The following is a 9,193-nucleotide window of genomic DNA, read 5'->3' as shown; positions in this document are numbered from 1 at the left end:
TCCTCGGCGGCGCGGCGCGCCGCATCGGCCGCGTCGGCGCGACGCTGGTCGTCGGCGGCCAGGCGCTGCTGTTCGGCGAGGTTGCGCTGCTTGGACTCTTCGAGCTTGCGCAGGATCTCGGCGCGCTCGTCGTCCGGCGAGATGGACTGGCCGGATTCGCTCGGCTTGACCAACGTCACCTTCTTGCGCACGACCACGTCGACGGTGGTGCGGTTCTTGCCGCCACCGACGGTGATTTCCTGCTTGCGGCTGCGGTTGAGCGTGATCTTCTTGGCTGCCTCGTCGGTCTCGGCCGGCTTGTCGGCCTTGCCGTGAGCGCGCTTGAGGAAGCCGAGCAGCTTGACTTTTTCGATGCTGGTGACGACCTGGTCGGGGCCGCTGAACTTCATGCCGGCCTCGGCCAGCTGTTCCAGCAACTTCTCGACCGGCGTATTCACCAGTTCGGCCAGCTTGCGGATGGTGGTTTGCTGCGACATTCGGTTTCCGTGTCCTCGTGGCGCGGGACGAGTCCCGCGCGTGATGGCGCCATTCTAGCTCCGCGCGCGCCGCACGACCGGCTCGCGCAGACCTTTTTGGCCTGCCCGCGGACCGGGCCGATGCCCGATCCTGCGAATCCGAGGCCGGCCAGGCCGGTCTCGGTGTGCCGCAAGACGCTCTTTGAGCCTCTTGCGGCGTGTGTCACCTCATTCGAACCAGTGCTTGCGCGCTTCCATGATCAGGGCGGCGGCACGTTCCTCGTCGACGCCTTCGATATCGGTCAACTCGTCCGTCGCCAGGTCGGCCAGGTCGTCGCGGGTGACCACGCCGCGCGAGGCGAGCGTGAAGGCCAGCGATTCGTCCATGCCCTCCAGCGACAGCAGATCGGCGGCCGGCTGGTGCTCGTCGAGCTCTTCCTCGGCGGCCAGCGCCTCGTTGAGCAGGGCGTCGCGGGCGCGGGCGCGCAGTTCCTCGACGATGTCCTCGTCGAAGCCCTCCACCGCCAGCAGCTCGCCGACCGGCACGTAGGCGATTTCCTCGACCGTGCTGAAGCCTTCCGAGACCAGGATGCCGGCGATTTCCTCGTCGACCTCGAGCTTGTCCTGGAACAGCTGGCGGGCCGAGTTCTGTTCGGCCTCGGACTTCGCCGTGACCTGGTCCTGGGTCATGACGTTGAGCTGCCAGCCCGACAGGCGGCTGGCGAGGCGCACGTTCTGGCCGCCCTTGCCGATCGCCTGGGCCAGGCGGTCTTCGGCCACGGCCAGGTCCATCGAATGCTTTTCTTCGTCGACGATGATCGACTGCACTTCCGCCGGCGCCATCGCGTTGATGACGAACTGGGCCGGGTTGTCCGACCACAGCACGATGTCGACGCGCTCGCCGTTGAGCTCGTTGGACACCGCCTGCACGCGCGAACCGCGCATGCCGATGCATGCGCCGATCGGATCGGTGCGGTTGTCGTGGGCGAGCACGGCGATCTTGGCGCGGTCGCCCGGATCGCGCGCGCAAGCCTTGATCGAGACCAGGCCCTGGCCGACTTCCGGCACTTCGAGCTTGAACAGCTCCATCATGAATTCGGGAGCGGCGCGGCTGATGAACAGCTGCGGGCCGCGCGGCTCGGTGCGCACGTCGAACAGGAAGCCGCGCACGCGGTCGCCGGCGCGCAGCACGTCGCGCGGGATGCCCTTGTCCTTCGGGATGATCGCCTCGGCGTTGCCGCCCAGGTCGACGTAGATGTTGCCGCGCTCCACCCGCTTGACGATGCCGGTGACCAGCTCGCCGACGCGGTCCTTCCACTGGTCCACGACCTGGGCGCGCTCGGCTTCGCGCACGCGCTGCACGATGACCTGCTTGGCGGCCTGGGCGGCGATACGGCCGAAATCCGGGTTCTCGATCTGCTCTTCGATGTAATCGCCGACCTCGACGCCCTCGACCTCGTCGATCGCGTCCATCAGGCGGATCTGGCGGTCCGGCGACTCCATGACCACGTCGTCGGCGACGACTTCCATGCGGCGGAAGGTTTCGTAGTTGCCGTCTTTCTGGTCGATGCTGACGCGGACCAGCACGTCCTCATCGTGGTAGCGCTTCTTCGCGGCCGAAGCCAGCGCGGCCTCGATGGCCTCGAAGATCACTTCGCGCGGCACGCCCTTCTCGTTGGCCACCGCGTCCACTACCAGCAACAGTTCCTTGCTCATTTCGTCACTCCGCACGGGTCGGCTCGCAGCCGCCGGCTATTGGGATTGGTAATTGGCTGAATCTGAATCGTTCCGATCACTTCTTCTTCGAAGGCTTGGCCTTCGAGGACTTGTTCTTCGGCCGGCCCTTGGCCGGCGCGCCTTGCGGCTCGCCCTTGCTCGGAGCCAGGCCGAGCGCGGCCCAATCCGGCACCAGGCGGCCCTTGTCGATGTTCGAGAACGGCACCGTGAAGGTGGCGGCCTCGACCGTGAACACGACCTGCTCGCCTTCGACGGCGTCGATCCGGCCCTGCAGGCGGCGACGACCCTCTTGCGGCAGCTTGAGCGCGACCTTGACCGTCTCGCCGATCAGGCGGCGGTAATGCTCGAGGGCGAACAGCGGGCGGTCGATGCCCGGCGACGACACTTCGAGGGTGTAATTGCTGCTGATCGGGTCTTCGACGTCGAGCTGCGCCGACACTTCGCGGCTCACCGCCTCGCAGTCCTCGATCGACACCGAACGCGGCTCGGCGCCATCGGCGCCGGCGGCGGCCTCGGCGGCGGGCACGTCGATATAGATGCGCAGCACGGCATTGCCGGCGGCCGGCAGATATTCCACGCCGAGCAATTCCACGCCCAACGACTCCACCGTCGGGGCGAGCAATGCAGCGATTTGCGTTGCCTTGTCCGTCACGCGCCTTGACTCCTGACTCGGGTTGCGACTGGTCTGACCAATCTTCGATACGTCCTGTTTCCGCTGCCACCGGTTTCGCGGTCCGCCAGCGCATGAACGCGGGACGCAGTTCGAAACCGGGCTTTCCGGAAACCCAAAAACAACAAGGGGCCCATCGGGCCCCTTGTCCGTACAACTGGATTTCGGTGTGTTCGCGCGAGCAGAGCGCGATCACAAAGCCCGAGCTTCGCGGCCAAAAAAGAAAGCCTCTAGAGAGGCTTTCGATTCGCCAGCCGAAGCTGGTAGCGGGGGCAGGATTTGAACCTGCGACCTTCGGGTTATGAGCCCGACGAGCTGCCAGACTGCTCCACCCCGCATCAGGCCGACCATCATAACGGCCGGCGTTACTTTCTGCAAGCCTGCAATCAGATCTTCATGACTGCCGCTTACCGCTGCAACAGAACCGGTGGCGTCCCTGAGGACTTCGCGGCGTTGGTGCAGGCCGCAATCTTAATGCGCATTCAAATATTTTCAAGTCTTTTCTGCGATGAGCGTTGCAATCGGTCCGGGCGCGGGTAAAACGCTGTCGCCATTTTCAACCCCAGGCCTTGCAGGCGCTGGTTGCGGCGCCCTGCGCCGTGGTGCCACCTACTCGCCAGCCCCCGCGGGCACGCGTATCCATGAACGCCGAGGCGCCATGCAGCTTGGCCGGGCTGCGGGCTCCAGGTTCTCGTACGAGTGTTGGGTTACGCCGAAACAAGGCGGAGCCCGCCTGCTTCGGAATGACGGCAAGAACGCCGGCGTGGGCGACGCTGTCGCAGAGATAAACGCGGACCCAAAAAACGAACGAGCCCGGCGCTGCGCTTCCGAGGCCGCTTGCACCTCTCCCCGCCTCCCGGCTGGCCGCAGGTTCGAATCCCCCCCGCTACCCGCTTCGCCGGAGCTGCGCTCAGCCACCTATGCAGCCGCTCGACCGCCCCGGCCGCAGGCATCGCCCGTCGCAAACGCATCGGGCCGGCGAAAGCCGGCCCGACGCTGGAACTATTGGCGAAACCGTCGCGGGTTACGCGTGCCGCCGCCGATCAGGCCGCGAACGCGCGCATGCACCAGTCCATGATCGGGTTCCAGGCCAGGCCCAGGGCCAGCAGCGCGAGCGCGTTGACGCCGAACACCACGCGCAGCGGGCGGTCGTCGCTCGGCGCCGGCATCTTGCCGTCGGGCTCGTCGAAGTACATCGCCTTGATCACGCGCAGGTAGTAGAACGCGCCGATCACCGCGAACACGATGCCGACGATCGCCAGCCACAGCATGTCGCCCTGCAAAGCGGCCTTCAGCACCGCCAGCTTGGCCCAGAAGCCGAGGAACGGCGGCAGGCCGGCCAGCGAGGCCATCACGCACAGGACCATGCCGGCCAGCCACGGGCTGCGCGCGTTGAGGCCCTTGTAGTCGTCGATCCGGTCGGCCTCGAAACCGCGCCCGGACATGACGATGATCGCGGCGAACGCGGCGGCCGACATCAGCGCGTAGCTGATCGCGTAGAACATCGCCGCGGCGAAGCCCTGCGACCCGCCGCCGGCCATGCCGAGGAACAGGAAGCCGACGTGCGAGACGGTCGAGTACGCCAGCAGGCGCTTGAGGTTGGTCTGGACCAGCGCGCTGAGGTTGCCGATCGCCAGCGACAGCACGGCCAGGCCGGCCAGCAGCAGGCGCCAGTGGTCCTCCTGCCCCGCCGCGCCGACTTCGAGCAGGCGGTAGGTCATGCCGAATGCGGCCAGCTTGGGCGCCGAGCCGATGAACAGGGTGATCGGGGTCGGTGCGCCCTGATAGACGTCGGGCAGCCACATGTGGAACGGCGCCGCGCCGAACTTGAAGGCGATGCCGGCGACCACGAACACCACGCCGGTGATCATCATCAGCGAGGACGGGCCGACCTGGGCGGCGATCGCGATCTGGTCGAGCATCAGGCTGCCGGTGGCGCCGTAGATCAGCGACAGGCCGTACAGCAGCAGGCCCGAGGCCAGCGCGCCGAGCACGAAGTACTTGATCGCCGCTTCCGACGCCAGCGGGCTGTCGCGGTCCACGGCGACCAGCGCGTAGGAACACAGGGCCAGCATTTCCAGGCCGAGGTAGACCATGACCAGGCTGCCGGCCGAGACCAGCAGCATCATACCGGCGATCGCGAACAGCATCAGCACCGCGACTTCGCCCTTGTACAGGCCGCGCGCGCGCAGGTAGGGCCAGGTGTAGATCATCGACAGGATGCCGACCACGCCGATGCCGAGCTTGAGGCCGTCGGCGGCGGTGTCGCGCACGAACATGCCGCTGAGCACGGTGCCCTGCCCGCCGACGTCGAAGGCGATCAGCGCCGTCGCCACCGCGACCACGACGATCGCGAACACGTGGGAGACGATGCGGTTGCGCTCCTCGATGAACAGATCGAGCATCAGCAGCGCGAACGCGCCGACGATCACCACCAGTTCGGGCAGCAGGGGCATCAGGTCGGCGAAGGTCCGTACGGGCATGTTCATTAGTGAATCTCTTGGCGGATCCGGCTCGGTTCGGGAGCCTTGCTCTAGGAGCGAGTGGAGAGGAGTGAGAAGTGAGCTGCGGGTACCCGCGCTTCCGACTCGTTCCTCACTGCTCGCTTCTACTCACTTCTGCGCGGGCAAAGCCCGCGCTTTACAGCTTGCTCGCGACGATCTGGCTGGCCAGGTTCGCGATCGCGGGTTCCATCAGGTCGGTCAGCGGCTTCGGCCACAGGCCGAGCACCAGCACGCCGGCCGCGAACACGCCCAGCACCAGCGCTTCGCGCGGGTTGATGTCCTCGAGCTCGGCGACGTGGGCATTGCCGACGTCGCCCCAGATCACCCGCTTGACCAGCCACAGGGTGTAGCCGGCGCCGACGATCAGGGTGGTGGCCGCGCCGAACGCGATCAGCGGGTGCTGCTGGAAGCTGGCCACGATGACCATGAACTCGCCGACGAAACCCGAGGTGCCCGGCAGGCCGGAGTTGGCCATCGCGAACAGCACCACGAACGCTGCGAACCACGGCATCACGTTGGCGACGCCGCCGTAGTCCTTGATCATGCGGCTGTGCATGCGGTCGTAGAGCACGCCGACGCAGGTGAACATCGCGCCCGACACGAAGCCGTGGCTGATCATCTGCACCATCGCGCCCTGCAGGCCCAGGCGCGCGGCATCGGTGCCGTGGGCATCGCCGTTATGGACCAGGGCGAAGGCGATGAAGGTGCCCAGGGTGACGAAGCCCATGTGCGAGACCGACGAATACGCGATCAGCTTCTTCATGTCGTCCTGGACCAGGGCGACCATGCCGACGTAGATGATCGCGATCAGGCTCAGCGCGATCACCAGCCAGGCCCATTCGTGGCCGGCGTCCGGCACGATCGGCAGGACGAAGCGCAGGAAGCCGTAGCCGCCGATCTTCAGCATGATCGCGGCCAGGATCACCGAACCGGCGGTCGGCGCCTCGACGTGCGCATCCGGCAACCAGGTGTGGACCGGGAACATCGGCACCTTGACCGCGAAGGCGATCAGGAAGCCGAAGAAGATCCACATCTGCTCGGCCGCGTTGAGCTGCAGCGCGTACATGTCGGCCAGCTGCCAGCTGCCGCCCTTCAGGTACAGGTAGATCAGCCCGACCAGCATGAACACCGAGCCGAGGAAGGTGTACAGGAAGAACTTCACCGACGCGTAGACGCGGCGCGGGCCGCCCCAGACGCCGATGATGATGAACATCGGAATCAGCATGCCCTCGAAGAACACGTAGAACAGCATCGCGTCCAGGGCCGAGAACACGCCGACCATCAGGCCTTCGAGGATCAGGAAGGCGGCGTAGTACTGGCTGACGCGCTTGTCGATCGAGGTCCAGGCGCTGATCAGCACCAGGGTCGAGGTCAGGGTGGTCAGCGCGATCAGCGCCGCGGAGATGCCGTCCGCGCCGAGGTGGTAGCGGATGTCGTAGGTCGGGATCCAGGCGTGGTCTTCGACCAGTTGCATCGCCGCGCTGCCGAAATCGGCATGGGTGAACATCGTCACGCTCAGGCCGAGGGTGACGAGGGCCACCACCAGGGCGAACCAGCGCGCCGCGTTGGCGCGCTCGTTGCCGAACGCGAGGGTGGCGAAACCGCCGAGGATCGGCAGCCAGATCAGAATGCTAAGCAAGGGCACGGGGGTCACGTCGGGTGTCCTTGTCGGATTAGTGCCAGAACCGGATGACGACGGCGAGCAATGCAATCAGGCCGAGAATCATCGCGAAGGCGTAGTGGTAGAGGTAACCGGACTGGACGCGGCGGGTCAGGTTGGCGACGAAGCCGACCAGGCCCGCGCTGCCGTTGACCACGGCGCCGTCGATCAGCTTGCTGTCGACCGCGCGCGAGGCCTTGCCCAGGCCCACGCCGCCGGCGGCGAAGCCGTCGATCCACAGATTGTCCATGCCGTACTTGTTCTCCAGGATGCGCACCGGCAGCGCGAACAGCTTGCGCGCCTTGGCCGGCAGGTCCGGCTTCCACCAGTACATGACCGTGGCCAGGACGAAGCCCGAGAAGGCCAGCCAGAACGCCGGCGCCTGGAAGCCGTGCAGCGCGAACGCCACCGGACCGTGCCAGGCCTCCTCGCCGACCATCGCGATGGTGTCGCGGGCGGCGTCGAGGTCGATCGCGCCGAGGAAGAACGGCAGCTGCTTGACCTTGTAGTCGAGCCAGTCGGTGCCGAACAGCATCGGGCCGGCGGTGAAGAAGCCGATCAGCACCGACGGGATCGCCAGCAGGATCAGCGGCACGGTGACCACCCACGGCGACTCGTGCGGCTCGTGCGGACCATGGTGGCCGTGGTCGTCGTGCGCATCGTCGTGCTTGCCGTGGTCGTGCTTGCCATGATCGTCGTGCGCATGCGCGGCGTGATCGCCGTGAGCGTGCCCGTCGTGAGCGTGCCCGGCGTGCGCGTCGCGGAAACGCTCCTTGCCGTGGAAGGTCATGTACAGCAGGCGGAAGCTGTAGAACGCGGTCACGAACGCGCCGAGCAGCACCGCCCAATAGGCGTACTGGGCGACCCAGCTGGCGTGCTCGCCGTGTGCGGCGTGGTGCGCGGCCTCGATGATGGTGTCCTTCGAGTAGAAGCCGGCGAAGAACGGCGTGCCCACCAACGCGAGCGTGCCGAGCAAGCTGGTCCAGTAGGTGATCGGCATGTACTTGCGCAGGCCGCCCATCTTGCGCATGTCCTGCTCGTGGTGCATGCCGATGATGACCGAGCCGGCGGCCAGGAACAGCAGCGCCTTGAAGAAGGCGTGGGTCATCAGGTGATAGACCGCGGCCGAGTACGCCGACACGCCGAGCGCGACGGTCATGTAGCCCAGCTGCGACAGGGTCGAGTACGCGACCACGCGCTTGATGTCGTTCTGGACGATGCCGATCAGGCCGGTCCAGAAGGCGGTGGTGGCGCCGATGAAGAGCACGAAGTTCAGCGCCGTCTGCGACAGCTCGAACAGCGGCGACATGCGCGCGACCATGAAGATGCCGGCGGTCACCATCGTCGCGGCGTGGATCAGCGCCGAGATCGGGGTCGGGCCTTCCATCGAGTCGGGCAGCCACACGTGCAGCGGGACTTGCGCCGACTTGCCCATCGCACCGATGAACAGGCAGATGCAGATCACCGTCGGCAGCGACCAGACGATCGGGTGCTCGCCGCCCCAGACCTGGATGGTGCGGTCGGCCAGGGTCGGCGCGTTGGCGAACACGGTGCCGTAGTCGAGCGAACCCAGCGCCCACATCACCGCGCAGATGCCGAGCAGGAAGCCGAAGTCGCCGACGCGATTGACCAGGAAGGCCTTCATGTTGGCGAACACCGCGGTCGGCTTCTTGAACCAGAAACCGATCAGCAGGTAGGACACCAGGCCCACCGCTTCCCAGCCGAAGAACAGCTGCAGGAAGTTGTTGCTCATGACCAGCATGAGCATCGAGAAGGTGAACAGCGAGATGTAGCTGAAGAAGCGCTGGTAGCCCGGGTCTTCGGCCATGTAGCCGATGGTGTAGACGTGGACCAGCAGCGAGACGAAGGTGACGACCACCATCATCATCGCGGTCAACTTGTCGACCATGAAGCCGACGTGGGCCTCATAACCGCCGACCTGGAACCAGGTGTAGATGTTCTCGTTGAACGGCGAGGCGCCCTGCCCGGCCAGCTGCCACAGCACGTACATCGACATCGCGCAGCTCGCGGCGACGCCGAGGATGGTGATCGTGTGCGAGCCGGCGCGGCCGACCTTGCGTCCGAACAGGCCGGCGACGATCGAGCCGAGCAGCGGCGCGAGCACGATCGCCAGCAGGATGGACTTGGAGATTGCGGGTTCCATGCC

5 protein-coding genes, 1 tRNA gene and 1 pseudogene are annotated in these 9,193 nt (G+C 66.3%); all 7 read right to left on the bottom strand.

Annotation, left to right across the window (positions count from 1 at the left end; all coding sequences use genetic code 11):
* Positions 1 to 476: pseudogene (locus ACSAMQ_RS11615) on the bottom strand (translation initiation factor IF-2); the annotation flags it as partial.
* Between the two features lie 207 nt (positions 477 to 683).
* Positions 684 to 2,171: a transcription termination factor NusA gene (nusA, locus tag ACSAMQ_RS11610; protein WP_435395785.1), complete on the bottom strand. Its 1,488-nt coding sequence runs from the start codon at positions 2,169 to 2,171 to the stop codon at positions 684 to 686.
* Positions 2,172 to 2,247: 76 nt separating this feature from the next.
* Positions 2,248 to 2,844: a ribosome maturation factor RimP gene (gene rimP, locus ACSAMQ_RS11605; RefSeq protein WP_435395784.1), complete on the bottom strand. Its 597-nt coding sequence runs from the start codon at positions 2,842 to 2,844 to the stop codon at positions 2,248 to 2,250.
* 279 nt (positions 2,845 to 3,123) lie between these two features.
* A tRNA-Met gene (locus ACSAMQ_RS11600) sits at positions 3,124 to 3,200 on the bottom strand.
* 705 nt (positions 3,201 to 3,905) lie between these two features.
* Positions 3,906 to 5,351 carry an NADH-quinone oxidoreductase subunit NuoN gene (gene nuoN, locus ACSAMQ_RS11595; protein ID WP_435395783.1) on the bottom strand — a complete coding sequence of 482 codons (1,446 nt, stop codon included), beginning with the start codon at positions 5,349 to 5,351 and terminating at the stop codon, positions 3,906 to 3,908.
* 151 nt (positions 5,352 to 5,502) lie between these two features.
* Complete coding sequence (locus ACSAMQ_RS11590) at positions 5,503 to 7,020, bottom strand: NADH-quinone oxidoreductase subunit M (protein ID WP_435395782.1); 1,518 nt, start codon at positions 7,018 to 7,020, stop codon at positions 5,503 to 5,505.
* A gap of 19 nt (positions 7,021 to 7,039) precedes the next feature.
* Complete coding sequence (gene nuoL / locus ACSAMQ_RS11585; RefSeq protein WP_435395781.1) at positions 7,040 to 9,190, bottom strand: NADH-quinone oxidoreductase subunit L; 2,151 nt, start codon at positions 9,188 to 9,190, stop codon at positions 7,040 to 7,042.
* Positions 9,191 to 9,193: the final 3 nt, after the last annotated feature.

This window comes from Lysobacter sp. 1R34A (genome assembly GCF_051217035.1).
In the GTDB taxonomy this organism is placed as follows: Bacteria; Pseudomonadota; Gammaproteobacteria; order Xanthomonadales; family Xanthomonadaceae; genus Lysobacter.
Note: the sequence above shows the minus strand (reverse complement) of the source record. Positions and strands in the feature narration are given on the sequence as shown.

Excerpts from the sequence above, each read along its gene's own strand:
- nuoL (WP_435395781.1), bottom strand. The coding sequence starts at position 9,190 with ATGGAACCCGCAATCTCCAAGTCCATCCTGCTGGCGATCGTGCTCGCG.
- nusA (WP_435395785.1), bottom strand. The coding sequence starts at position 2,171 with ATGAGCAAGGAACTGTTGCTGGTAGTGGACGCGGTGGCCAACGAGAAG.
- nuoN (WP_435395783.1), bottom strand. The coding sequence starts at position 5,351 with ATGAACATGCCCGTACGGACCTTCGCCGACCTGATGCCCCTGCTGCCC.